The organism is Amycolatopsis sp. NPDC104775 (assembly GCF_055583325.1).
This window is the reverse complement of record NZ_JBVJOE010000005.1, coordinates 677,225-700,686: the sequence shown is the minus strand read 5'-3', so window position 1 is coordinate 700,686 and position 23,462 is coordinate 677,225. Positions and strand designations below refer to the sequence as shown.

The 23,462-nt window shown below is 70.6% G+C and carries 21 protein-coding genes; 10 read left to right on the top strand and 11 right to left on the bottom strand.

Annotated features, from left to right (window positions below; translation table 11 throughout):
• The first annotated feature begins 83 nt into the window (after positions 1-83).
• Positions 84-692 carry a TetR/AcrR family transcriptional regulator gene (locus tag ACZ63D_RS25945; protein WP_465356937.1) on the top strand — a complete coding sequence of 203 codons (609 nt, stop codon included), beginning with the start codon at positions 84-86 and terminating at the stop codon, positions 690-692.
• On the opposite strand, the gene ACZ63D_RS25940 is transcribed toward ACZ63D_RS25945, so the two are convergent.
• Positions 683-2,143, bottom strand: coding sequence for an aldehyde dehydrogenase family protein (locus tag ACZ63D_RS25940; RefSeq protein ID WP_465356936.1), 1,461 nt, complete (start codon positions 2,141-2,143; stop codon positions 683-685). The genes ACZ63D_RS25945 and ACZ63D_RS25940 overlap by 10 nt on opposite strands.
• A 102-nt stretch (positions 2,144-2,245) precedes the next feature.
• Positions 2,246-3,007, bottom strand: a complete 762-nt coding sequence (gene erm / locus ACZ63D_RS25935) for a 23S ribosomal RNA methyltransferase Erm (RefSeq protein WP_465356935.1) — start codon at positions 3,005-3,007, stop codon at positions 2,246-2,248.
• 459 nt (positions 3,008-3,466) lie between these two features.
• Here erm and ACZ63D_RS25930 point away from each other — a divergent pair, with 459 nt between their 5' ends.
• A complete protein-coding gene (locus ACZ63D_RS25930; protein ID WP_465356934.1) occupies positions 3,467-4,315 on the top strand; it encodes a DUF2382 domain-containing protein in 849 nt (282 codons plus the stop codon).
• Between the two features lie 53 nt (positions 4,316-4,368).
• Here the strand turns inward: ACZ63D_RS25930 and ACZ63D_RS25925 are convergent, their stop codons facing one another.
• Genes ACZ63D_RS25925 through ACZ63D_RS25915 form a run of 3 tightly spaced genes read right to left on the bottom strand, consistent with a single transcriptional unit; the run spans position 4,369 to position 7,746 of the window.
• The gene (locus ACZ63D_RS25925) at positions 4,369-5,112 is read right to left on the bottom strand and encodes a succinate dehydrogenase/fumarate reductase iron-sulfur subunit (protein WP_465356933.1); all 744 of its coding nucleotides are present in this window, start codon (positions 5,110-5,112) and stop codon (positions 4,369-4,371) included.
• On the bottom strand, positions 5,109-7,037 hold the full coding sequence (locus tag ACZ63D_RS25920; protein ID WP_465356932.1) for a fumarate reductase/succinate dehydrogenase flavoprotein subunit: 1,929 nt from the start codon (positions 7,035-7,037) through the stop codon (positions 5,109-5,111). Before ACZ63D_RS25920 ends, ACZ63D_RS25925 begins: the two co-directional genes overlap by 4 nt.
• A gap of 1 nt (position 7,038) precedes the next feature.
• Positions 7,039-7,746 (bottom strand): succinate dehydrogenase cytochrome b subunit, encoded by a 708-nt coding sequence (locus ACZ63D_RS25915; RefSeq protein ID WP_465356931.1) that lies wholly within the window; start codon positions 7,744-7,746, stop codon positions 7,039-7,041.
• Between the two features lie 83 nt (positions 7,747-7,829).
• Between ACZ63D_RS25915 and ACZ63D_RS25910 the strand changes: the two genes are divergently transcribed.
• On the top strand, positions 7,830-8,750 hold the full coding sequence (locus tag ACZ63D_RS25910; RefSeq protein WP_465356930.1) for a LysR family transcriptional regulator: 921 nt from the start codon (positions 7,830-7,832) through the stop codon (positions 8,748-8,750).
• Between the two features lie 30 nt (positions 8,751-8,780).
• Here the strand turns inward: ACZ63D_RS25910 and ACZ63D_RS25905 are convergent, their stop codons facing one another.
• The 3 genes from ACZ63D_RS25905 to ACZ63D_RS25895 are packed head-to-tail and all read right to left on the bottom strand — an operon-like array spanning position 8,781 to position 10,994.
• Positions 8,781-9,161, bottom strand: a complete 381-nt coding sequence (locus ACZ63D_RS25905; protein WP_465356929.1) for a PPOX class F420-dependent oxidoreductase — start codon at positions 9,159-9,161, stop codon at positions 8,781-8,783.
• A gap of 11 nt (positions 9,162-9,172) precedes the next feature.
• Complete coding sequence (locus ACZ63D_RS25900; RefSeq protein ID WP_465356928.1) at positions 9,173-9,775, bottom strand: dihydrofolate reductase family protein; 603 nt, start codon at positions 9,773-9,775, stop codon at positions 9,173-9,175.
• Between the two features lie 19 nt (positions 9,776-9,794).
• Positions 9,795-10,994, bottom strand: coding sequence for an FAD-binding oxidoreductase (locus ACZ63D_RS25895; RefSeq protein WP_465356927.1), 1,200 nt, complete (start codon positions 10,992-10,994; stop codon positions 9,795-9,797).
• A gap of 231 nt (positions 10,995-11,225) precedes the next feature.
• Between ACZ63D_RS25895 and ACZ63D_RS25890 the strand changes: the two genes are divergently transcribed.
• Positions 11,226-12,536: an ammonium transporter gene (locus ACZ63D_RS25890; RefSeq protein ID WP_465356926.1), complete on the top strand. Its 1,311-nt coding sequence runs from the start codon at positions 11,226-11,228 to the stop codon at positions 12,534-12,536.
• Positions 12,533-12,871: a P-II family nitrogen regulator gene (locus tag ACZ63D_RS25885; protein ID WP_465356925.1), complete on the top strand. Its 339-nt coding sequence runs from the start codon at positions 12,533-12,535 to the stop codon at positions 12,869-12,871. The genes ACZ63D_RS25890 and ACZ63D_RS25885 overlap by 4 nt, the downstream gene beginning before the upstream one ends.
• Before the next feature lie 15 nt (positions 12,872-12,886).
• On the opposite strand, the gene ACZ63D_RS25880 is transcribed toward ACZ63D_RS25885, so the two are convergent.
• The gene (locus ACZ63D_RS25880; RefSeq protein WP_465356924.1) at positions 12,887-13,759 is read right to left on the bottom strand and encodes a helix-turn-helix domain-containing protein; all 873 of its coding nucleotides are present in this window, start codon (positions 13,757-13,759) and stop codon (positions 12,887-12,889) included.
• Between the two features lie 196 nt (positions 13,760-13,955).
• Between ACZ63D_RS25880 and ACZ63D_RS25875 the strand changes: the two genes are divergently transcribed.
• Positions 13,956-14,177: a hypothetical protein gene (locus ACZ63D_RS25875; RefSeq protein ID WP_465356923.1), complete on the top strand. Its 222-nt coding sequence runs from the start codon at positions 13,956-13,958 to the stop codon at positions 14,175-14,177.
• Between the two features lie 51 nt (positions 14,178-14,228).
• Here the strand turns inward: ACZ63D_RS25875 and gdhA are convergent, their stop codons facing one another.
• Together gdhA and ACZ63D_RS25865 are read right to left on the bottom strand one after the other, a co-directional pair.
• Entirely contained in the window at positions 14,229-15,563 is a 1,335-nt protein-coding gene (gdhA, locus tag ACZ63D_RS25870) for an NADP-specific glutamate dehydrogenase (RefSeq protein WP_465356922.1), read from the bottom strand.
• 73 nt (positions 15,564-15,636) lie between these two features.
• Complete coding sequence (locus tag ACZ63D_RS25865) at positions 15,637-18,972, bottom strand: molybdopterin-dependent oxidoreductase (protein ID WP_465356921.1); 3,336 nt, start codon at positions 18,970-18,972, stop codon at positions 15,637-15,639.
• A gap of 85 nt (positions 18,973-19,057) precedes the next feature.
• Here ACZ63D_RS25865 and ACZ63D_RS25860 point away from each other — a divergent pair, with 85 nt between their 5' ends.
• The 4 genes from ACZ63D_RS25860 to ACZ63D_RS25845 all read left to right on the top strand — a co-directional run bounded on the left by ACZ63D_RS25860 (position 19,058) and on the right by ACZ63D_RS25845 (position 23,411).
• Entirely contained in the window at positions 19,058-19,699 is a 642-nt protein-coding gene (locus tag ACZ63D_RS25860; RefSeq protein WP_465356920.1) for a GntR family transcriptional regulator, read from the top strand.
• Positions 19,700-19,743: 44 nt separating this feature from the next.
• Positions 19,744-20,748 carry a pyridoxamine 5'-phosphate oxidase family protein gene (locus ACZ63D_RS25855; protein WP_465356919.1) on the top strand — a complete coding sequence of 335 codons (1,005 nt, stop codon included), beginning with the start codon at positions 19,744-19,746 and terminating at the stop codon, positions 20,746-20,748.
• 268 nt (positions 20,749-21,016) lie between these two features.
• Positions 21,017-22,204: a cupin domain-containing protein gene (locus tag ACZ63D_RS25850; protein ID WP_465356918.1), complete on the top strand. Its 1,188-nt coding sequence runs from the start codon at positions 21,017-21,019 to the stop codon at positions 22,202-22,204.
• Positions 22,205-22,463: 259 nt separating this feature from the next.
• Entirely contained in the window at positions 22,464-23,411 is a 948-nt protein-coding gene (locus ACZ63D_RS25845; protein WP_465356917.1) for a sucrase ferredoxin, read from the top strand.
• The last annotated feature ends 51 nt before the right edge of the window (positions 23,412-23,462 follow it).

Sequence of the window (23,462 nt, the reverse complement as noted above, 5' to 3'; positions counted from 1 at the left end):
GCCCGGGAAACAAGGCCCTTAGGGGGTGCGTTTCCCGGAGCCGGTACTGGGTTTTTCGATGCACGTCATCAATAATCCTGGACGTGGCACGACCCAAGGACCAGGCGAAGCGGCGCGACGAGCTGGTGGCGGCGGCCGGGCGCGCGGTCCGGACGCGCGGGCTGGCCGGGCTCCGCGTCCGCGACGTCGCCGAGGAAGCCGGGCTGTCGGCGGGCTCGGTCAGCTATTACTACCCGGACCTCGACGATCTGCTGTTCGAGTTGCACCGCGACGCGGTCGACCGGTTCTACTGGGCGCGGGCGCGCGCGGCGGAGGCGGAGGACGATCCGGTCCGGCGGCTCGTGCGGCTGGTCGACGCGGGGCTCCCCGCCGGGGAGGGAGACCCGCAGAGCCGGGTGCTGTACGAAATGCACGTCCACGCCGCGCGCAATCCGGCGCATGCGGTGCTGATGACCGCGTTGTGGGATCGGGAGGTGTCGCTGTACTCGGCCGCGCTCGCGCACGGCCGGGACCTCGGCGTGTTCCGGTTGCGCTCGCCCGCGGCGGACATCGCGGCGAACGCGGTGGCGCTGGAGGACGCTTACGGCCTGCATCTCGCCGGGCGCAACACCAGCTTGTCCGCGACCAGGACGCGGGAGCTGCTCCTGGGATATCTGGCCGCGGAAACCGGGGTGGACCTCGGTCAGGCGTAGGCCGTCCAGACCGTCTTGAGGCCGGTGTACTTGTCGAACGAATGCAGCGAGAGGTCGCGGCCGAATCCGGACTGCTTGAAGCCGCCGAACGGGGTCGCGGTGCTGAGCGCGTCCACTGTGTTCACCGAGATCGTCCCGGCGCGGATGCCGTCGGAGACCCGATGCGCGCGGGCGAGGTCGCGGGTCCAGACCGACGCGGCGAGGCCGTACGGCGTGTCGTTCGCCAGCCGGATCGCTTCGGCTTCGGTCTCGAACGTCCGGGCCGCGAGCACTGGCCCGAACAGTTCGTCGGTGACCAGCGGGTCGTCGGCGGCCAGGCCGGTCACGATGGTCGGGTCCAGGAACGCGCCTCGGCGGGTGCCGCCGGCGACGACGGTTCCGGCGCTGGCTTCGACGGCGGCCAGCACCCGCGCCGCCGCGTTCTCGTCGATCATCGGACCGAGTTTCGTGGCCGGGTCCAGCGGATCCCCGGGCACCCACCCGGCGACCTTTTCCCGCAGCCTCGCGAGGAACGCGTCGGCGACCGGCGCCTGGACAAGCAGGCGGGTGGTGGCCGAGCAGACCTGGCCGGAGTTCGCGCAGAAGCCGAACGCGACCAGGTCCGCCGCGGCGTCGAGGTCGGCGTCGGCGAACACCGCGACCGGGCTCTTGCCGCCGCATTCCAGCCAGACCTGCTTGAGGTTCGACTCCCCGGCGAAGCGCAGGAACAGCCCGCCGACCGGCGTCGACCCGGTGAAGGCGAGGACGTCGACGTCCGGGTGGCGGCCGAGCGCCTGGCCCGCGGTCTCGCCGAAGCCCGGCACGACGTTGAGCACCCCGTCCGGGATTCCCGCCTCGGCGGCCAGTTCTCCCAGCCGCAGCGCGGAAAGCGGCGACTGTTCGGCGGGCTTGAGGACCACGCTGTTGCCCGCGGCCAGCGCCGGGGCGAGCTTCCACCCGGCGATGTCGAGCGGGAAATTCCACGGCACCACCGCGCCCACGACCCCGAGCGGTACGCGCCGGATCGCGGCGAAGCTGCCCGGCGGGGTGGGCGCGACCTCGTCGTAGCGCTTGTCGAGCGCCTCGGCGTACCAGGCGAAGCACTCGGCGGTCGCGGGCACGTCCTGGCCGAAGGTGTCCGAGATCGGACGGCCGACGTCCAGGGTGTCGCAGAGCGCCAGTTCCCGTCCGTGCGCATTGATGAGCCCGGCCAGCCGGAGCAGGCGTTTCTTGCGTTCGGTGGCGGCGAGCCGGGACCAGCGGCCGTCCTCGAACGCACGTCGCGCGGCGGCGACCGCGGCGTCGATCTCGTCCGGGCCGCCTTCGGCCACGTGCGCGACTGGGTGCCCGGTGGCCGGGTTGACGTCGGCGAAAGTCTTGCCGGACTTGGCTTCGAGCCAGTCGCCGTCCACAAAGGCCGCGGTGCGCGGACGCAGTCGCGCGGCCTCGCGCACCCAGTCGCCGTGGTTCATTCCCGGAACCGCCTTTCCTCGCTTCCGTCCACTATCGCCAGACGCGAGAGCACAGGAAAGCGGAGCTTTTCGCTGCCCTGCATCGGGCGGATCGATGCAGGGTCACCGCGCCAGCTCCCACAACGACGCCCACTGCCCGGCGGTCAGATCGCGGGGAAGTGCTTGCGGCGCAAGGCGATTCCGGTCCAGCCAGCCGCGAGCGGCGCGAGCGCTGACGCGGCCGGTGCGGGGCAGGATCCCGCCCAGCCCTCGGCCTCGTCCGGTGAAGACTTCGCGGACGAACTGCTGGTACTCCGCCTGGCCGTCGACGAGCGGTTCCGGGCGGCGGGTGATGACGAGGATCCCGCCGTCCACCGCCGGGCGGGGACGGAACGCGTGCGCCGGGACCCGGGCCGGGACGGCGAACTCGAACCACGGCCACCAGGCGGCGGTCATCTGGGACGCGCCGCCGATCCCGGCGCGGCGGCGGGCGACCTCCCATTGCACCAGCAGCACCGCGAGTTCCCAGTGCGGCTGCCGGAACAGCCGGCGCAGGGCCGCGGTGGTGAGGTGGAAGGGAAGGTTGCCGACGACGGTGTGCGGAACGTCGGGCAGCCGGTGCCGGAGCAGGTCGCCGCAGACGACCCGCACGTGGCCGCCGGTCCGCCGGGCCAGGCGGCGGGCGCGGCGGGGGTCGAGTTCGACCGCGGTCAGCGGACGGCCGGTGCGGCTGAGCGGGAGGGTGAGCGCGCCGTCGCCCGCGGCCAGTTCCACGAGGGGACTGCTCGTGCGGGCGGCGGCGGTGCAGACAGCGGCGATGACGGCAGGGTCTGCCAGGAAGTTCTGGCCGAGCTCGTGCCGTCCGCCGAAAGGTCGGGCAGACATGGGGTGCGTACTCCGCGCGTGAGAAAGCGACCCGGGCACCAGAAAGGCAGCCCGGACGGACAACGGGAGAGCGCGGCGGAGCGGTGTGCTTCCGGCGCTCAGGCGTTGCGCAGGCGAGTCAAGGCGTACGCGGCGAAAAAGGCACCCATGGGCGGGAGCGTAGCCGACTGTCCCGGCGGGACGCATCCGGTTTTCCCGGCGGGACGGGACGGGGCTTTCCCCCGCGCTTCGGAGAATGCGGCCGCACCCATTCCCGCCCCGGTGGGAGCGCTTTTTCCGCCCATTTCCGGGGCCCGGCGAACGGTCCTCTCAGGACAGGAGATACCCGCTGTTTCCGGTCGGCAAACTGACACGAAACGGGGTCGCTCGGCTGAGGGGTACGAGCCTTGCGCGGCGCTGTGACCAGCCGGAGAGTGGGAGCCGGAGGAGAAATTCCGATTCGGGAAATGGAGTGGATCCATGGTACGCGCAATCCAGCCGCAGGACCTCGTCGACAGCACCGTGATGGACAATTCCGGCAGCAAGATCGGCAAGGTGGGCACGGTTTACCTCTCCGACGACACGCGACGGCCGGAGTGGGTGACGGTGAAAACCGGGCTGTTCGGCCAGAAGGAAAGCTTCGTGCCGCTGTCGGGTGCGGGCATGGAGAGCGACGGCCTGCACGTCCAGGTCGCGAAGGACCAGGTGTCCGACGCGCCCCGGATCGACGCCGACGGCCACCTTTCCGAAAAGGAAAGCGTCGAGTTGTACAAGTACTACGGCCTGCCCACTCCGCGCGCCCATGGCGAGAACATGCCGGATCGTGGGCGCGACGCGGCGGCGGGCGGCGTCGCGGGCCGGGGCCGCACGACCGGCCAGGACACCGCCGCGGGCCGGGACCGGATGACCGGCCAGGACGCTGCCGCGGCCAAGGGCGGACGGCATGACACGTCCGCCTCGGGCGACGTGGTGCGGTCGGAGGAACGCCTGCGGGTCGGCACCGAGCAGGTCGAAACCGGCCATGTCCGGCTGCGCAAGTACGTGGTGACCGAGGACCAGCAGGTGACCGTGCCGGTCACGCACGAGGAAGTCCGCATCGAGCGGGAGCCGATCACCGACGCCAAGGCGGTCGGCCGGAGCGAGATCGGCGAGGCGGAGCAGGACGTCGTGCTGCACGCCGAAAAGCCGGTGGTGCAGAAGGAAACCGTGCCGGTGGAGCGGGTGCGCCTCGGCACCGAGCAGGTCACCGAAGAGCAGACCGTCCAGGGCAAGGTCCGCAAGGAGCAGATCGACATCGACGACGACACCCGGCGGGGCAAGAAGTCCTGACCCCGTTCGCGCAGCTGTCTCCCGCCGTGCAAGGGCGGGAGACAGCGCGCGTGCTACCGCCGCGAGCGGCTGGCCTTCAGGAACTCGCGGTTGAGGTTCGCGATGCTGGTGAGCGGAATCCCCTTGGGACACGACGCGACGCATTCGCCGGTGTTCGTGCAGCCGCCGAAGTCCGCCGCGTCCATGGTGTCCACCATGTCCAGCACCCGCTGGGCGCGCTCCGGCTGCCCCTGCGGCAGGGAGTTCAGGTGTGCGACCTTCGCCGAGGTGAACAGCATCGCCGACCCGTTCGGGCAGGCCGCCACGCACGCGCCGCAGCCGATGCAGGTCGCGTTGTCGAAGGCGAGATCCGCGTCCGGTTTGGGCACCGGCGTCGCGTGCGCTTCGGGAGCGCTGCCGGTCGGCGCGGTGACGTAGCCGCCCGCTTCGATGATCCGGTCGAACGCCGAGCGGTCGACCACCAGGTCCTTGATCACCGGGAAACCCTTGGCGCGCCACGGTTCGACGTCCAGCACGTCGCCGTCGCGGAAGGAGCGCAGGTGCAGCTGGCAGGTCGTGGTGCGTTCGGGGCCGTGCGCCCGTCCGTTGATCACCACGCCGCACGAGCCGCAGATGCCCTCGCGGCAGTCGTGGTCGAACGCGATCGGCTCGGCTCCGTCCTCGATGAGGTGCTGGTTGAGGACGTCGAGAAGCTCCAGAAAAGACATGTCCGGGCTGGCGTCGTCGACCGGGTAGTCGACCAGCCCGCCTTCGTCGTCCGGGCCGGACTGGCGCCAGACCCGCAGGGTGAGTTTCACGTGTAGCTCCGCTGGGTGGGGTGGACGTGCTCGAAGTTCAGGATTTCCTGGTGCAGCACCGGCTTTTCGCCGTACTCCCAGGCCGAGACATGGGAAAACCGTTCGTCGTCGCGCTGCGCCTCGCCGTCCTCGGTCTGGTGTTCCTCGCGGAAATGGCCGCCGCACGATTCCTCGCGCACCAGGGCGTCGAGCAGCAGCAGTTCGGCGAGTTCGAGGAAATCGGCGACGCGACCGGCCTTTTCGAGTTCCTGGTTCAGTTCCGCGCCGGTGCCGGGAACGCGGACGTCCCGCCAGAATTCGGCCCGCAGTTCCGGAATGCGCTCCAGCGCTTTCCGCAGGCCTTCGGCGGACCGGGACATCCCGCAGTGGTCCCACATCAGATGGCCCAGCTCGCGGTGGAACGAATCGACGCTGCGGGTGCCGCGCACGGACAGCAGGCGGTCCAGCCGGTCGCGCACCGCGCTTTCCGCCTCGGCGACCGCCGGATCGGCCGGGTCGAGCTCGGGGAAACCGCCGCGGGCGATGTAGTCGTTGAGCGTGGCCGGAAGCACGAAGTAGCCGTCGGCGAGACCCTGCATGAGCGCGGACGCGCCGAGCCGGTTCGCGCCGTGGTCGGAGAAGTTCGCCTCGCCGATCACGAACAGGCCGGGCACCGTGCTCTGCAGGTCGTAGTCGACCCACAGCCCGCCCATCGTGTAGTGGATCGCCGGGTAGATCCGCATCGGGACCTCGTACGGATTCTCCGCGGTGATCCGCTCGTACATGTCGAAAAGGTTGCCGTACTTGGCTTCCACCGCCGGACGGCCCATCCGCTCGATCGCGTCCGCGAAGTCCAGGTACACGCCGAGCCCGCCGGGGCCGACGCCGAACCCGGCGTCGCAGACGTTCTTCGCCGCCCGCGAAGCGATGTCGCGCGGGACCAGGTTGCCGAAGCTGGGGTACATCCGCTCCAGGTAGTAGTCCCGTTCGGACTCCGGGATCTCGCGCGGCGGACGCGGATCGCGCGGCTGCTTCGGGACCCAGATCCGGCCGTCGTTGCGCAGCGATTCGCTCATCAGCGTCAGCTTCGACTGGTGCTCGCCCGAGCGCGGGATGCAGGTCGGATGGATCTGCGTGAAGCAGGGGTTCGCGAAGTACGCGCCGCGCTTGTGCGCCCGCCAGATCGCGGTGGCGTTGGAGCCTTTCGCGTTGGTGGACAGGTAGAAGACGTTGCCGTAGCCGCCGGTCGCGAGCACGACGGCGTCCGCGAGATGCGTGGTCACCTCGCCGGTCACCAGGTCGCGCGCGACGATCCCGCGCGCCTTGCCGCCGGACACGACGAGGTCGAGCATCTCCGTACGCGGGTGCATCTCCACGCTGCCGGCGTCGATCTGCCGCGCCAGCGCCTGGTACGCGCCGAGCAGCAGTTGCTGTCCCGTCTGGCCGCGCGCGTAGAACGTGCGCTGCACCTGGACGCCGCCGAACGAGCGGGTGTCGAGCAGCCCGCCGTACTCGCGCGCGAACGGCACGCCCTGGGCGACCGCCTGGTCGATGATCTGCGTGGACACCTGAGCCAGCCGGTACACATTGGACTCCCGGGACCGGAAGTCGCCGCCCTTCACCGTGTCGTAGAAGAGCCGGTAGACCGAATCGCCGTCGTTGCGGTAGTTCTTCGCCGCGTTGATCCCGCCCTGCGCGGCGACCGAATGCGCGCGCCGCGGCGAGTCCTGGAAGCAGAACTGGACCACGTGGTAGCCCTGTTCGGCGAGCGTCGCCCCGGCGGACGCACCCGCGAGACCGGTGCCGACCACGATGATCCGGTGCCGCCGCCGGTTGGCCGGGTTGACCAGTTTCGCGCCGAACCGGCGGCTGTCCCAGCGGTCCTCGATCGGGCCGTCCGGCGCCCGGGTGTCGGCGATCGGCTCGCCCAGCGTGTAGTCGCTCATGTCAGGCCACCCATCCCGCCATCACGGCGATCGGCACGATCAGGAAGCCGCCGGTGATCACGACGGCGAGCACGGAGCCCACGGTTTTCAGCGCCCGGTCGCGCGCCTTGCTGGTGATGCCGAGGGTCTGCGCCGCGCTCCAGAACCCGTGGTTGATGTGCAGGCCGAGCATCAGCAGCGCGACGATGTAGATCAGGTTGACCCACCAAACCTGGAAGTCCGCGACGATGTTGTGGTACGGCTGGCCGTCGCGGAAGTCCTGATTGGCCACGCCGACGGTGAGATCCAGGATGTGCCACACGATGTACAGCGCGAGTGTCGCGCCGCCCCAGCGCATGGTGTGCGTCGCGAAACTGGCCTTGCGCCGCTGGCCGTGCGCGTACTTCACCGGGCGCGCCTGACGGTCCCGTTTGGACAGTTGCACGGCCGCGACCACGTGCAGCACCAGCGCGATCACCAGCACGACGCGTTGGATCGAGAGGTACCAGGCATTCTGCAGCACCGGCTCGCCGATGGTGCGCAGCCAAGCCGCGTAATCGTCGAAATGCTGAGGTCCCAGGAAAACCTTGAGGTTCCCGGCCATGTGCACGAAGAGGAACGCGACGAACATCAGCCCGGTGACGGCCATGACGACCTTCTTGCCGATGGTCGAACGCCAGAAGGCCGCCAAGGCCGGGCGACGGCGGGGCGGAGCGGGTGCGAGTGCCACGCAACCGACGGTAAGCCGGGCCTGACGAGAGGGCAAACACATGATTTCTCTCGAAACGAGAGGCAACGCCTATGATGGCGCTCATGCAGTTCCAGCAGCTGGCGTATTTCCTGGCAGTGGCCGAGACGCGGCATTTCACCCGCGCCGCGGAACGGATGCGAGTGGCGCAGCCCTCACTGTCGCAGCAGATCCGCGCACTGGAACGGGATGTCGGCGCGGGGCTGTTCCACCGGATCCGCGGAAACGTCACGCTCACCGAGGCGGGGGAGACGCTGCTGCCGATCGCGCGCCGGATCCTCGCCGAGACAGAAACGGCGTACCGGGCGATCCGCGAGCTGGACGAACTGGGCCGCGGCCGGGTGCGGCTCGGCGCGACCCCGAGCCTGTGCACCGGCCTGCTGCCGGCGATGCTCGCCGCGTTCCGCCGCGACTATCCGGGGATCGAGCTGGTGCTGCACGAAAGCGGGTCCCGCGACCTGCAGACCGCGCTGTCGGAAGGCGGCCTGGACCTGGCGATGATCGTGGACAGCCGGGTGCACGACGATTCCCGGCTGTCCAGCCGCGCGCTGTTCGTCGAGGACCTGGTGGTGATCTCGCCGAAGGACGCGCCCGCGCCGGTGCGCGGCCGGATGCCGATCTCCGCGCTGCGGGACCGGCCGCTGGTGATGTTCCGGCAGGGCTACGACCTGCGCGAGGCGACCGTGGCCGCCTGCCGCGCCGAAGGCTTCGACCCGCTCTTCGCGATCGAAGGCGGCGAGATGGACGCGGTGCTGGAACTGGTCCGGGCCGGGCTGGGGCTGGCGGTCGTGCCGAGCACCGTGGTCGGGGACCGGTTCCGCCGCACGCGCTTCACCGAACCCGGGCTCAGCCGCGTGGTGCGGCTCGCGTACCGGCGGGACGTCGAGCAGCCGCGCGCCGTGCGAGCGCTGCAGGAAGCGGTGGTGCGGTACCTGGGCGGCGGCGTGGCTCGCCTGCCGCCAGGCACGCGTCCGCTCGTCGGCTGACCGCGCCGGTCGTGCCAGCCGACGAGCGGATTACATCCCCACCGACTGGGTTTCCGGCTCGATCAACCCCGCGATCCGCACCTGCTCCCGCGTATACGGCTGTCCGATGTACTTCTTGGCCACCTCGTCGATGATCTCCCAGGCCGGGTCGCCCTCGATCCACTCGGTTACGCGGCCGCGGATGGCCACCGGTTCGAACGGATTGTCCGGCGAGGTAAGGGAAATCGCCACGCGGGGGTCGCGGCGGAGGTTGCGGGCCTTGCGGCTGTCCGGGCCGGTGAAAAAGACGATCCGGTCGCCGTGCGTGCCGATCCACACCGGGACGACGTGCGGCGACCCGTCCGGGAGCAGGGTGGCGAGGTGGGCGATCGGGGTGCCGTCGAGGACGCGGCGGACGTCGGGGTGCAGCATGGGGATTCCTTTCAGCGGAGGATTTCGTAGTGCAGGTGGGTGACGCCGGGCGCCGGGACGGCCTCGACCAGCCGGAGCTGGACGTGCCCGGGCAGTTCGCCGAAGAAGCTGCGCCCGCCGCCCAGCAGGATCGGCACCTGGTGGAGCACGACTTCGTCGACCAGCCCGGCCTTGATCGCCTCGGTGACCAGGACGCCGCCCATGAGCGCGACATCCTTGCCGCCCGCCGCCGCCCGCGCGGCGGCGATGGCCTCTTCGACACTCTTCGCCTGGGTTTGGGCCTCGCTCAGCTCCGGCACCGGCTGGCGGCTGACGACGAACAACGGAGCGGTCGGATGCGGGCCGCCACCGCCGAAGTGGCTTGAGTGGTCGTAAGTGGCGTGCCCGACCACGGTCGCCCCGACGCGGTTCGCGAGCGAGTCGAAAACCCGGGCGCTGGGTTCGGAAAGCTTGAACCCGTCGAAGACTGTGCTGGGCGTGTCGCCGGTGAAGTACCAGTCGAACAGCGCCCCGGCGTCGCCGAGCCCGCTCCCGGCCTCGTCGGCCCCTTCCGGCCGGCGGCCGCTGATGTATCCGTCGACCGAGACGGACAGAGCACTGAACACTTTGGTCATGACGCTCCTTCGTAGTCGCTCACAGAGCTTGGGGGAAGTGGAAGACCCGGTTCGGGTCGTAGCGGTTCTTGAGCTCGGCGAGTTTCGGGTGATTGCCCGCGTGATACGCCTGGGCCGGATTCTCGAGCGCTAGGTCGGGGAAGTTCGGGTAAACGCGGCCGGAGCCTTCTCGGTGGGCCGTGCGCCATGCCTCGTCCACCCAGGGATCGTGCGGATCGCCGACCAGCTCCAGCAGGAACCGCTCGCCCCGGTGGGCAAATGCGGTCTCGTCCGCCGCGACCCGGTTGTACGCCCCGCCCATCGCCGTGAACGCCAGCCGCCGGTTGCCTTCGAGTCGCTGCAGCAGTTCGGCCGTGGTGGGCTCGGACAGCGTGCGCGCGAAGAACTCCGACCGGATCCGGCGGCTCCCCGCCTCCGGGTCGAGGTCGGCGAAGGTCGGCTTCACCTTGCTGTAGGGAACATCCGGCCGGATGTCCATCGCATACCGAACACCGGCCCGCGCGGTGAACTCCCTGAGCAGGCCCTCGGTGTCCGCCGGAGGCAGGGTGGAAGCGCCGAAGAGCGTCGCCTGTCCCTTTTGGACAGTGAGGTTCACGGTCAGTCCGTCCGGCGCGTCGGCCGCCCAGTCCTGCCAAGCGGGGACGAGGTCTTCCGGCTCGGCCCAGCGCCCTTCGATCCGGCAGACCGGCGGCTCCGGCACCGTCGCGAACCGCAACTCCGTGACGATGCCGAACTGCCCGCCGCCCGCGCCGCGCAACGCCCAGAACAGGTCGGCTTCCCGATGTTCGTCGCAGTCGACGACGCTCCGGTCGGCGAGGACCACCCGCGCGCCGACAAGCCGGTCGCAGGTCAGCCCGTACTGGCGGCCGAGCAGCCCGATCCCGCCGCCGAGCGTCAGCCCCGCGATGCCGACCGTGTCCCCGCATCCGGCGGGAATCGTCCGGGCGGACTCGTGCAGCGTCGCGTACACCGCGCCTAGCCGAGCACCGGCGCCGATCGTCGCCACGCCGTCGTCGTCGACCGTGATCCCGTCGAGGCCGGACAGGTCCGCCACGATCCCGTCGGTCGAGGACCGGTTCGCGAAGCAGTGCCCGCCGCCCCGGGGCACGAGGTGTTCGCCGGTTTCCGCCGCGTGAGCCAGGGCTTGGACGACGTCGGAGACCGAGCGGCAGGGGAGGACGAGCCGGGGGCGGACGGCTCGCGAGGTCTGGTCGATCACGGGGTCGACGCTAGGGCGCGCGGGAGCGGCGTTCTTGAACAAAACGCGCAACCCGGTTTATCCGCTCTGCGCGGTATTTCCGGTCACCGCCCGGACAGGTGCCGGCCTTTCGTTCCGTTTCGCCCGTTTCGCCGGACCGAGGGTCGGTTCCGGAAGCACGACGGAAACACTCCGGTAACACCCCGGAGTTAACTTCCACCGGCCGGGCGATGAGACGAGGAGTGTCCGACCGTGGTCGATACCGGAAGCACGGCGTGGTTGCTGGGCAGCGCGGCACTGGTCATGCTGATGACGCCGGGACTCGCGTTGTTCTACGGCGGGATGGTGCGCGCGCGGAGCGTGCTCAACGTGATGGCGATGACGTTCGTCTGCCTCGCCACGGTCGGGCTCATCTGGGTGTTCTACGGCTATTCGCTCGCGTTCGGTCCCGATTGGTTCGGCGGGCTGCTCGGCACTCTGCGGCTGGCCGGGCTGCACGGGCTCGCCGAGCAGACGGTCGGGCCGGCCGGGAACCAGGTGCCGCTGTTCGCTTTCGTGGCCTTCCAGATGATGTTCGCGGTCATCACGGTCGCGCTGCTGGCCGGCGCGATCGCCGAGCGGGCGCGGTTCTGGACGTGGACGGTGTTCTCCGTCGTGTGGACCACCGTGGTCTACCTGCCGGTGGCGCACTGGGTGTTCGCCCCGGACGGGTGGATCGCGGCCAAGCTGCATGTGCTGGACTTCGCGGGCGGCACGGTCGTCGAGGTGAACTCCGGCGCGGCCGCGCTCGCGCTGGCGCTGGTGCTCGGCAGGCGGCACGGCTGGCCGAAGCAGGCCGTCCGGCCGCACAACCTGCCGTTCGTGATGTTCGGGGCCGGGCTGCTGTGGTTCGGCTGGTTCGGGTTCAACGCCGGGTCCGCGCTGGCGGCGAAGGGCTCGGCGGCGACGTCGTTCCTGAACACCACCGTCGCGGGGGCGGCCGCGGTGCTGGGCTGGCTGCTCGTCGAGCAGTTCCGCGACGGGAAGCCGACCACCCTCGGCGCGGCGTCCGGCGCGGTGGCCGGGCTGGTCGGGATCACGCCCGGCTGCGCTTACGTCGAACCGCTCGGAGCGGCCGCGATCGGCATCGTGGCCGGGGTCGTGTGCTCGTTCGCGGTGAGCCTCAAATACCGGTTCGGCTTCGACGACTCGCTGGACGTGGTCGCGGTGCACGGCCTCGGCGGGTTCGCCGGGACACTCCTGATCGGCTTCTTCGCGACCGCCGGCGTGGCTCCCGGCGGCGCGAACGGCCTGTTCTACGGCGGCGGATTCGACCAGCTGTGGCGGCAGACGGTCGCGACGCTGGCGGTACTAGGGTATTCGCTGGCGATGACCCTCCTGCTCGGCTGGGTCATGCACAAGTTCATGGGATTCCGGATCGACCGCGAAGCCGAGATCGACGGCGTCGACGAGGCAGAGCACGCCGAAGGCGCGTACGAGCTGGCAGTCCAGTCCGGACGCCGGGGGAGCGCGCTCTCCGGCGGACCGGGATCGCACCGGCCCGCGCGCGAGGAGACCCGATGAAGTTGCTGACCGCCGTCGTCAAGCCGTTCGTGCTGGACGACGTCCGGATCGCCCTGCAGGAGCTGGGCATCGCCGGGATGACGGTGAGCGAGGTCCGCGGCTACGGCAGGCAGAAGGGGCACACCGAGATCTACCGCGGCGCGGAGTACGAGGTCGATTTCATCACCAAGTACCGGCTGGAGATCCTGCTGGACGACGACCAGGTCGAAGCGGCGCTGCGGACCGTGCTGGACACCGCGCACACCGGTAAGATCGGCGACGGCAAGATCTGGGTGACCCCGGTGGAGACGGTCGTGCGCGTCCGCACCGGGGAACGCGGCCGCGACGCGCTGTAGGCCCCGCGGGGCTGTTCACCCGCGCGGCCGCGAACGCCCGCGACCGGCGAGAAACGGCGCGTAGGACGCGGAATGGTCGTGCCCGCATGCGCACCGGTCGAGATCGCCCCCGAGGAGCTGCCTCGGCGTGACCCCGGTCAGCCGGAGGCATTCCCGGCTCAGATGCGCTTGGTCGGCGTACCCCGCGTCCACGGCCAGGCCCGCCATCCCGTCCGCGCCCCGCCGCCCGGTCGCGCTCGCCCCGGACTGGGCCAGCGCCAGAAAACCCTGGAACCGCAACGTCCGCTGGAGCACCTTCGGGCTCATCCCGACCGTCTGCAGGCATCGGCGCCGCAACTGGCTCGCCGACAACGCCAGGTGCGCGGCGACCGTGTCGACCCCGACCGGATCCCAGGGCATCAGCACCCGCACCGCTTCCCCGATCAGCGAATCCAGCCCGCCGGTCCGGCGGTACTCGCGCAGAAGATGCGCCTGCAGCGCGACGAGTCCCAGCTCGGGCGTCGCGGCGAGGGCCACGTCCTCGACGAGCCGGTCCGCGACCCGGCCCCACAGCTCGGCCAGCCTGACGCGCTGGTCGGCCAGCTCGTCGAGCCCCGCGGGCAGGGGAGGCGCGGCTCCGGGCCGGAACCGCACGCCGACCACGGTCGTCCGCGCAGGGAGGACCTCGATCTGCGGCCCGGTCAACGGCCCGAGCAACTGCGGACGACCGCCCACCGGGAAGTGGATCTCGACCCCGCCGGTCGGCAGATGCCGCTGCGCGTACGGCATGTCGCCGGTGCGCTGGACCCAGACCGTGCGCACCACCGAACTCAGGCCAGGCACCGGCGGGCTCTCCACATACGCGGTCACTCCCGTACCGAAGCGGTCCGCCGGGCGTGCGTCAAGCACGAACACACCGTCTCCTTGCCCGGCGCCGCTTTTCCGGAGGAAACCCCAGCGCGGGAAATGTCGCCGAGCGGCCTTGCGCTGGCGGGCCACAAGTCCCTGGACCGGAAGACCTTCTCCTGTAGCCGCTGGCCGCCGTTCCCGGGATTCTCGTTGCCTGGACCAGGAAACAGCACGCCACCGAAGGAGGCGCCCGGTCATGCCGACGTTGCTCATCATCTTGCTTGTCCTGGGCGCGGGCCTGTTCGTGGGAGGACTGGTCGACAGAGCGAGCCAGACCCACGCCCGCTTCACCGGCTACCGCCAGCGGACCACCACCGGCCTGATCACCTGGGTGCGCAGCGCGTTCGCCGCGGTGGTCGGGGTCGCGGGGCTGCTGCTCCTGCTCTACCTGCTGGTCGTCATGTCCTCGACGCGGTGACCGGCGGTCCGGCGGTCCCGGCTCGCGGCCGGTCCGCCGGACGGCTTCCGCTCAGACGTACCCGCAGGCGTCCATCGCCGCGACGACCTTCCGGAAGCCGGCGATATTCGCCCCGCTCACGTAATCCCCGGCGACTCCGTGCTCGTCGGCGGTTTCCAGGCAAGTCCGGTGGATGCCGGTCATGATGTCGCGCAAGGCCCCGTCGGTGCGCTCGAACGTCCACTGCTCGCGCGCCGCGTTCTGCCGCATCTCCAATGCCGACACCGCGACCCCGCCCGCGTTCGCGGCTTTGCCTGGCCCGACCGCGACCCCGGCCTCGCGGAAGATCTGCAGCGAACCGGGTGTGCACGGCATGTTCGCGCCCTCGGCGACCGCGCGGACGTTGTTCTTCACCAGCCGCAGCGCGGACTGCTCGTCCAGTTCGTTCTGCGTCGCGCACGGAAGCGCGAGGTCGCACGGGACGTCCCACGGCGTGCCGTCGGTGACGTACTTCGCGGACGGCACCTGGTCGACGTACTCGGAAAGCCGCCCGCGCCGCGCGATCTTCAAGTCGTGCAGCACTTCCAGGTCGATCCCGCGCGGATCGTGGACATACCCGCCGGAGTCCGAGCACACGATCGGCTTCGCTCCGAGTTCGCGCAGTTTCGCGATCGCGTGGTAAGCGACGTTGCCCGAACCGGACACCACCGCGGTGCGGCCGGAGAACGAGCCGCCGAGCATCGCTTCGAGGAAGTACACCGTGCCGTAGCCGGTGGCCTCCGGACGTGCCGGAATTCCGCCCAGCAACGGGTTCTTCCCGGTGATCGTGCCCGAGTCGTAGCGGTTGGCGAGCCGCTTGTACTGGCCGAACAGATAGCCGATCTCGCGCCCGCCGACGCCGATGTCCCCGGCCGGGACGTCGGTGTCCGGGCCGATGTGCCGGACCAGTTCGGTCATGAACGCCTGGCAGAACCGCATGATCTCGCCGTCGCTGCGGCCGGCCGGGTCGAAATCGGACCCGCCCTTGCCCGCGCCGATGCCGAGGCCGGTGAGCGCGTTCTTGAAGATCTGCTCGAAGGCGAGGAATTTGACCGTGCCGAGCGTGACGTCGCCACGGAAGCGCAGCCCGCCCTTGTACGGCCCGAGCGCCGAGCTGAACCCGACCCGGAAGCCGCGGTTGACGCGCACCGCGCCCGCGTCGTCGGTCCAGACCACCCGGAACATCACCTGCCGCTCCGGCTCGCACAGCCGTTCCAGCATCGCCGCGTCGCGCAGGCCCGGGTCCCGCCGCAGGGCGGGCCGGATCGCTTCGAGCACCTCGTACACGGCCTGGTGGAACTCCGGCTCGGCCGGATTCCTCCGGACGAGTTCCTCGTACACTTCGCGCGATGTCTGGTCGAGAGGCATCCGCCGATGATGCCGCCGGGATTCCGGATTTCGCACCCCTGACCGGATTCGCGCGGCTAGGGGTCGCCCAGGTTCACGCGTCGAGCACCACGTCCGAAGTGGGCACCGCCTGGCAGGCGAGACAGTGGCCGTCGGGCAGATCGTCGGCGACGGCGACCAGGTGTGCGACGGTTCCCTCCAGTACCGGCACGGCGCAGCTTTCGCACTGCCCGAGCCGGCACCCGCTGGGCAGCGCGACCCCGGAAGCCTCGGCGAACCGGAGCAGATCTCCGTCCGCAGCCCGCCAGGTGGCCTCCCGGCCGGACCGCGCGAACCGCACGGTGGCCGTGGCGTCGTCCGGAATCTCGACCGGCGCGGGTGCGGCGTGGAACTTCTCGGTGAAGATGTCGAAGCGTGGCACACCCCGCTCCGTCAACCCGGCGGTCAGCTCGTCGAGCATGTTTTCCGGGCGGCACAAGTAAAACCGGGCCCGCCGCCGGATCAGCTCCGAGTCAACACAGTCGGCGGTGACGCGGCCGGTGAAGTCGCCGGACCCGTCCGGGCCGGGGCGACTGTAGTGGTTCACGATCCGGACGCTCGGCAGGCGGGCCGCCAATCCGGCGATGCGCTCGCGGAACGCGTGCCGCGAACGGTCCCGGCTGCCGTGGTGCAGCACGATCTCCGGTGCGGACGCGGGATCGAGGGATTCCAGATAGCTCAGGAACGGCGTGATCCCGATCCCCGCGGCCAGCAGCACGATCGGCCGCGAATGAACAGCCGGCAGCGCGAACCCGCCGGACGGAGCCGTGACCAGCAACCGCGTTCCCGGCCGCAGCCGATCGTGCACCGCAGGCGAGAACTGCCCGCCCGGCACCCGCCGCACCGCGATCGCGTACCCGCCGTCCGGGGCTTTCGCCGGTCCCGTGAGCGAATAACTGCGGGTCAGCCCGGGCTCGTCCGGCCAGGCGACAGTGATGTGCTGCCCCGCGCGGAACTCCGGCACCGGCCCGTCGCCGGCCGGTTCGAGCCGCACCGAGCGGATGTCCTCGGTCTCGAACTCCGCGCTCTCCACCACGAACTCCCGCTGCCCGGTCCACGGCTCCGCCTCGTCCCGCCGGACGTCGCAGAACGTCGAGCGCAACGGGATCGAGCCGCTCACCGGGTCGTGGGCGTCGTCGCCGACGAGCAGGTTGTAGTTGGTCCCGCCGTCCTGGAGCGGGTCCGAACCGGGCAGCGCGAGGTCCGGAGCGGGTTGCCACCAGCCGTACTCCGCCACGACCACGTCGCGATGCAGCGCGGGATCGATCCGCGCCCGCATCCGGACGCTGGCGGCGGCGGTCGTGATGCGCACCCACTGCCCGTCCTCGATCCCGCGCTCCGCGGCGAGTTCCGCGCTCAGCTCGACGACCGGTTCGGGAAACCGCTTCCGCAACGACGAAATCCCGCGATGCTGGCTGTGGCAGAAGTATCCGTTCTTCGCGCAGGTCAACACCAGCGGGTGCCGGGCGTCCGGAACCGGCGGCTCAGCGTCCGGGACCGCGGGCTGGCCATGCTCGGCGAGCCGTTCGGAATACAGCTCGACTCGCCGAGTCGGCGTCGCGAACCCTGCGATCACACCGTCTTCCGTGCGTTGAGCATACTTGCGGTATTCAGTCTGCAACGGCAGATCGACGCCGCCGGGGCGCTCGCGCAACTGCGCTGCCGTGAGGCCAAGCGGGGCCAGCTGATGATCCCAGCCGTCCTCGATGCTGCCGTCGAAGAATTCCGCACCCAGCCCGAGTCGGCCGGCCAGTTCGAACACGACCTCAGTGTCCGAACGCGACTCTCCAACCGGGACAGTCATCCGCGGGCGAAGCTGCACATGCTCCTGCGCTGCCTGGCTGATCTCGAAACCCGCCTTGACCGCCTCGTGCTCCCACGGCGTCTGAACGGGCAGAAGCAGGTCGGCGAACCGCGCCGTCGGGTTCTCGAACAGGTCGAGATGCACCGCGAACTCCAAGCGCCGCAAAGCTTCCGCGGTACGGCGCGGGTCCGGTTGAGAAAGCAGCAGATTGCCGCCGAACGACACCAGCGCCCGGACCGGATAGGGCTCCTCGTCGAGGACCGCGCGGCAGAAGTCGCGCGCGGTCACCCAGCCCTGTGCTGGCGGACCGAGCGGGAACTCCTTCAGGCCAAGAGCTTTCGCGCGCTGCTCCGGGGCGAGCTGGTCCGGCGAGGTGACCGGTGCGACCGGAAGTTTTGGCAGCACGACGTTGCCACCAGGGGAGTCGTAGCTGCCGGTGAGCGCATAGAGCGTGGCGATCGCGCGCTCGGTCTGCGTCGCGTTCGCGTGCTGACCGACACCCGACCAAGCCGCGTACGTCACCGACTTCGCCTCGGCGAGGTCGGCCGCGAACGCTTCGATCGCCGAAGCCTCGACAGTCGTCACCGCCTCAGTCCGATCGAGCGGCCAGGCGGCACAGGCTTGCGCGTAATGCTCGAACGCGGGAACACAATCGACCAAACCGGCCACCGTGCGCACGCGGCGCCTTCCGTGCAGCGCGAACCTTTCCGGTCCCGCTGCTGGATAATTCGTGTCGTACGGCTCGGCCTGGCCAGCGATTTCGTCCCACACCGCGAAACCGGTCGCTGCGGGATCGACCTCCGCCGCCCGGAGAAACCGGCCGGTGTCGGCCCGGACCAGCAATGGCGCGTTCGTCCACGATCGCACGAACCCCTCGTCCTGCCCATGCCGCTCCAGCAGCGCCCGCGCGACGCCGAGCGCGAGCGCGCCGTCCGTCCCCGGCCGGACGCGCAGCCAGTGCTCGGCGCGCATCGCAGTGGCCGTCCGCCGCGGGTCCACGACGGCCAGTTTCGGCGGCTGGGCGCCGGCCAGCGCCGAGGACTGCGCGAGCCACGCCTTGGCCGGATTGTGCCCCCACAACACGGCGAACTCCGTACCCGCGTAATCCGGGGCGGGCAACCCGGAGCCGAACGTGAACGCGTGGGCGAAGTCCTTGTGCCAGTTGCAGATCTCGGTCGAGTACATGGTGTTCGGACTGCCGAAGAGCCGGATGAACCGTTCGACCCAGTCGATCGCGTCGGACATCGGCGTGCCGCTGGGCGAGGTGACCGAGAACGCGACCGCCTCGGCGCCGCTGGCCGCGCGGATGCCGCCGAGCCGCTCCGCGATCTCGGCCAGCGCTTCGTCCCAGCCGATCTCGCGCCAGCCCGGGTCCGGATCCGACTTGGGCGTCGTGCGGCGCAACGGCGTGCGCAGCCGTTCGGGGGAGTGCACCAGCTCAGGCGCGGCCCGCCCCTTCGGGCACAACGCGGCGCCGGTCGGGTGCTCGGGATCCGGCCGCACACCGCGCAGCGCACCGTTCTCGACCGTGTAGACCGCGCCGCAGCGCGACCGGCACAACGTGCAGTAACCCTGGACCTCAAGCATAAGTTACTCCTTAGTAACCGGCTACCGGTTACTAAGCTACGATGCGGGACTCAAGCAGGCGGAGTCAAGTCCGGAGGAGCTTTCGATGCCCCAGTTGCAGCGCACGAACCTGCGCGAGCAAGTCCTCGAAGTGGTGCGGCAGGCGATGGTGTCCGGCGAACTGCGCCCCGGCGACATCTATTCGGCCGCCGCGCTCGCGACGCGCCTCGGCGTGTCGAGCAGTCCGGTGCGCGAGGCGCTGCTGACGCTGGTCAACCAGGGTCTGCTGGAACCGGTCCGCAACCGCGGCTACCGGGTCGTCGAGATGACCGAAGGCGATCTGGACGAGATTTACGAAATGCGCTTGCTGCTGGAGGTCCCGGCAACTCTGGCCGCCGCGGCGGCCGCCAGCCCCGACGACCTCGCCCGGCTGGACGGCCTCGCCGCCGAGATCGAGTCGGCTGCCGACGCGGGCGACATCGCGCGTTTCCTCGAAGCTGACCGGCGGTTCCACCTGGATCTGCTGGCTCTCGCCGGAAACGGGCGGCTGAGGGACGCCATCGCCACCCTGCGCGACCAGACGCGGTTGTACGGCTTGGAAAAGCTCGCCGGAAAAGGCCGGTTGGCGGAGTCGGCCCGGGAACACCGGGAAATGCTGGCGACGATCGCGGACCGGGATTGGGTCCGGCTGGAAGGGCAGGTCAAGGCGCATTTGAAGCACACGCGGGCGGATTGGGCTTCCGGCTGAACCGCCCCGGATCCCTCCATCGCTTCTTAGGCTAGCCTAACTCCATGGGGATCCTCCGTGCCGTGCCGGACCTGGAACGCGTCGTGGGCGAACGGCCGCTGCCGGTCATGATGAAGTCGATCGACCATCTCGACCCGCATTGCCGCGCTCTGCTCGCCCGCAGCCCCGCCGCCGCGCTCGGCTATGTCGACGCCGAAGGCCGCCAGCGGGCCGAACTAATTGGCGGAACCGCCGGGTTCGCCGCGGTGGAGACCGAGTCGCGGCTGCGGCTCCCGCTCCCGCCAGCGGTCGCCCCGGGCACCGGCGCCGCGCTGCTGGTGCTCATCCCCGGATGGCGCGAGACATTGCGGATCAACGGAACCATCTCCGAGGAAGGACTTCTGGTCGAGGAAGCGTTCCTGCACTGCGGCAAAGCAGTGATCCGCTCGAACCTGTGGGGACCCGCCCCCGAGCCGGAGAACGCCGTCGAGGAAAGTTCTGTCCTCGGCCCTGCCGTGGCTGCTTTCCTCGCTGCCGCACCGTTCGCGGTGATCGCATCGCGAGACAGCTCCGGGCGCGCGGACGCCAGTCCCAAAGGCGATCCGCCCGGCGTGGCACGGATGATCGGGCCGTCGACGGTCGCGCTCGCCGACCGGCCAGGCAACCGGCGCACGGACACGTTCCACAACGTTGTCGAATGCCCCGAGGTCGCTGTCGTCGCCATCGCCCCCGGCGACACCCGCACTCTGGAGATCACCGGGCGCGCGGTCATCAGCACCGACGCCGACCTGCGCGAGTCGATGACCGAACGCAACCGCACCCCGAAAGCGGTGCTGAAGGTGGAAATCGAGACCGTCCGGCTCAAGCAGAACGCTGCCGTGCGCGAGGCTGGATTATGGGATCCCGACCGGCAGGCCGATCCCGCGTATCTGCCGAGGCCGTCGGCGATCTGGACCGATCACCTCAAGCTGAACGAGACCGCAGGCGCGGCCGCGAAGCTGGTCCGGTCCGGAGTGGACGAGCGGCTGCTGCGAGCCGGTCTCGACGACGACTACCGGCGGAATCTGTGAGCGGCCGGTTCGCCCCAGCGTGATCACCGGGCGGGCCAACATAACTCAAATGACCGATGTCCGCCCCGCCGATCTGCACGTAGCGTGGGCCGGGCCCAGTCGTCGACGTTGCGAGGTCCGGATGGCTCAAGAACGCATGACAACCGACACCGACACCGCCGCCAGCGGCCTGCTGCTGAGCGTGGAACCGCTGACCGCCGCGGTGGACCGCGGCAAGGCGAACGGCGCCGTGGCCGACAACGACGGCAACGACTAGCCGTCGCGCTCCATGACGGAGATTCCCGGACTGGCCGGTCTCGTGGCACCGCTCGAGACCGGCCAGTTCTTCGCGGACGTCCTCGGCAAGGCCCCGCGCCGGTTCCCTGGGGAGAAGGGCCGGTTCGCCTCCCTGCTCCCATGGCCGGAACTGGACCGGGTGCTGCGCCAGCACCGGCTGGAGTTCCCCCGGCTGCGGCTCGCGCTCGACGGCGACGTCGTCCCCGCGCACACCTACACCGAAATGGTGTCGACGCGGCGCAACGGCCTCGTCCCGCGCGTGCTGCCGGCCCCGTTCGCCGAACACCTGCGCGCGGGCGCGACGCTCGTGCTCGATTCGGTCAACGAACTGGTCGGCGAAGTCGGCGAGCTGGCGGGCAAACTCGAACACGACCTGCGCGAGCGGATCCAGGTCAACCTGTACGCGGGTTGGGGCACCACGCATGGCTTCGACGTGCACTGGGACGACCACGACGCGTTCATCATCCAGCTCTCCGGCCGGAAACGGTGGCGCCTGCACGGGGTCACCCGGCCCTCGCCGCTGCAGCGGGACGTCGAGCTTCCGGCACGTCCGGAGGGCGAGCCGTACGACGACTTCCTGCTCGAAGACGGCGACGCCCTCTACCTGCCGCGCGGGCACTGGCACGACGTGTCCGCCGTCGGCGAGGAGTCCCTGCACCTGACGATCGGCTTCAACGCCGCCACCGGCGTCGACCTCGTGGCGTGGCTGGCCGACCAGCTGCGCTCCGACGAGCTGTTCCGCGCCGACCTGCCCCGGTTCGCCGGCCCGGACGCGCGAGCCGAGCGAGCCGAAGCCCTCCGCAGCCGAATCGCCGAGCTGACCGCGGGCGACGTGGTCGACCGGTTCCTCGCCGACCGGGACGCGCAGGCCCCGGCCCAGACCCGGATCGGCCTGCCGTGGGCGGCGACGGCGGAGCTGCTGCCGCCGGACGACGACTTCGAGGTCCGGCTGCTCGTCCCGCGCGCCGCGCTGGCCGACGACGAGGACACGGTGGCACTGGTCGGAGCGGGGAAACGGCTGGTCTTCGCCAAGGCCGCGCGGCCAGTCCTCGCCGCGTTGCTCGGCTGCGGCCCGCAGCCGTTCAAGGTGCTGGCCGACGCCGCGCCGGACCTGCCTCCGGCCACGGTGCGGGCGCTGGTGAAGGAGCTGGTGGTCCAGGGGCTCGTGGCGCGGGCTTGAGCGGCGGATTTCCCTCGGGCCTCTGCTGGCGAGGGCCGGGTGGTTTCGGCGTCGAGCGGCGGACTCTCGCAGGGCTGGCGTGACTTCGCTGAGGGCCTGTCGCTCGATGTGAGCTCTGCTTCGGGCGGCCGACGGACCGGGTGCCCTCGGGCGAGCTGGTGTTCCTGAGCCATCCCGGAGTGCCACCCGATCGAGTGACGCCGCGCGACGGGAGCGGTCGTGTCGAAAAGGCCTGGCAGGGCGTCAGCTATACTTAGGCATGCCTAAGGCCGACGTGCCGCACTCGGGTCCGGGAGTGTGCTTCCCGGGCCGGAATGCCGCGCCCGGATGCGCCGCGCTGACTCGCGAGCTGGGCGGCGAGCCCGCCGGGACCGCCGCGCGCATGACCTCCTGGCTGCTGGTCGAGCAGCCCGGTTCGTGGGGCCCGGACGCACTCGAGGACGTGCTGGCCGCCGTGTTCCCGCCCGACCGTCTCGACGCCGCGCGCGCCGCGGGCCTGCGCCCCCTGCTGATCCGGAAACCGGGACGGCACGTGCGGACGCCCGGTGCCCCGCGCACGGTCTACGTCGCCAGCGGAGAGCCCGGCAACCGCTGGACGGAACAGCTCGACGTCGCCGACCTGGTCGAACTCGCCCATCTCGACCTCGAAGCGGTCGCCGCCGGACGCTGCGGGCACGGCGAACCGGTGTCCGGCCCGCTCTTCCTCGTGTGCACGCACGGCAGCAAGGACATGTGCTGCGCCGTTTTCGGCCGTCCGCTGGCCACCAGCCTCGCGCAAAACCATCCCGGACGGGTGTGGGAAGTCAGCCACGTCGGCGGGGACCGCTGGGCCGGAAACCTCCTGACCGTCCCGGACGGCTTCCTCCACGGCAGCCTCGCGGCGCCCGACGCCGAACTGGCGGCCAAGGAAGCGCTCAGCGGCAACGTCCGGCTGGAGAACCTGCGCGGCCGCACCTCCGCGGAGAGCGCGTGGTCGCAGTTCGCGGAGATCGAGATCCGCGGCCGCACCGGCCTGCGCGGCCTCGACGCGGTGCTGGCCGTGGCGGAGGAACCCGACGGCGACGCCCGCAACGTTCTGGTCGACGCGGGCGGACGGCGCTACGAGGTCGTGGTGCGGCGGACGGCGCCGACGGCCTCCGTGCACAGCCGGTGCACGGCGCGGCTGGTGCTGGCCGGGTTCGCGGCGGAGTCGGTGCGCGAGGTCTGACCTCGAGATGCGGTCCAGTGATCGCATTTCTCCCTCCCGTCACCGTGGCGA